This window comes from Pseudomonas sp. AP19 (assembly GCF_001728855.1).
GTDB lineage: Bacteria > Pseudomonadota > Gammaproteobacteria > Pseudomonadales > Pseudomonadaceae > Aquipseudomonas > Aquipseudomonas fluorescens.
In genome coordinates this window covers 1-806 of the sequence record NZ_LXJP01000146.1, presented here as the reverse complement: position 1 = coordinate 806, position 806 = coordinate 1, and the positions used below count along the sequence as shown (strand labels likewise).

Annotated in this window: 3 protein-coding genes; 2 read left to right on the top strand and 1 reads right to left on the bottom strand. The window is 56.9% G+C overall.

Features of this window, described 5'->3' with window-relative positions; all coding sequences use genetic code 11:
• Window positions 1–234: hypothetical protein (locus A7D21_RS34050; protein WP_069553857.1), on the top strand; the 234-nt coding region annotated here is incomplete at its 5' end.
• A gap of 81 nt (window positions 235–315) precedes the next feature.
• On the top strand, window positions 316–624 hold the full coding sequence (locus tag A7D21_RS34045; protein WP_069553856.1) for a hypothetical protein: 309 nt from the start codon (window positions 316–318) through the stop codon (window positions 622–624).
• On the opposite strand, the gene A7D21_RS36100 is transcribed toward A7D21_RS34045, so the two are convergent.
• On the bottom strand, window positions 621–806 hold a 186-nt coding region (locus A7D21_RS36100), incomplete at its 5' end, for a hypothetical protein (protein ID WP_218188711.1). The two genes, A7D21_RS34045 and A7D21_RS36100, sit on opposite strands and share 4 nt — an antisense overlap.

The following is an 806-nucleotide window of genomic DNA, read 5'->3' as shown; positions in this document are numbered from 1 at the left end:
GGCAAGACCGCTCAGGTAATTCCGAACGGCGTGGGTGTCGATGGCCCCTTCAATGGCACCACGGCGCACCACGAACGCCTCCGGAAAGAACGCGACAAGTTGGCGCCTGCAGTGCGCGCCGAAGCCGCCAAGGGTGTGGTAGCCAGCGTGGCAGCAAAGAACCTGGGCATGCACATCAAACGCGTGATGCTGATCGCCCAGGAGAACGGCTTTAAATTTGCCGATACACCATGAGGCGCATTAGCAAGATCGTCGCAGCGCGGCGCCGGCCTACATGGCTGGCTATACCGGCAAGTGAAATAGAAGAGGTAGGCCATGGCCAAGGACAACGCGCAGATCCAACGGGACAAACGCGCGAAAGAGAAGGTGCTGCTCGACAGGATCGGCGCCGAGAAGAGAACGCTGATTGTCTCGAAAGCGCTCGATGATGCACTTCAGGTGCTGGGCGAGCGACACGACTTTGAGGAGTGGCAGGAAACACTCTCGACGCTCCTGATCAACCTAGCAGCAGCGCCAGCCGAAGATTCCGCCCGATTCGTCAACATGTCGCGACCTGCTTTTGAAGTTACCGAAAAGCAGTCGCGACAGCTTGAGCGATTCGCCAAGACAGGCGTCGAGTTTTAAAACAGCCCATCGATCTCCTGACGTGCGACAGACGTACCTACACGCTCAGCGTCCTCACGCAGCTTATGGGTGATCGATGATTCTCTCCAGCTAGATCTAACTCTCTCTTCGCCTCTGGTGATGTCGATCGTTACGACGAATCCTTCATCGGCATCCAGGTTAAGTGGCCCCGCTAAAAAAAG

Excerpts from the sequence above, each read along its gene's own strand:
- A7D21_RS34045 (WP_069553856.1), top strand. The coding sequence starts at position 316 with ATGGCCAAGGACAACGCGCAGATCCAACGGGACAAACGCGCGAAAGAG.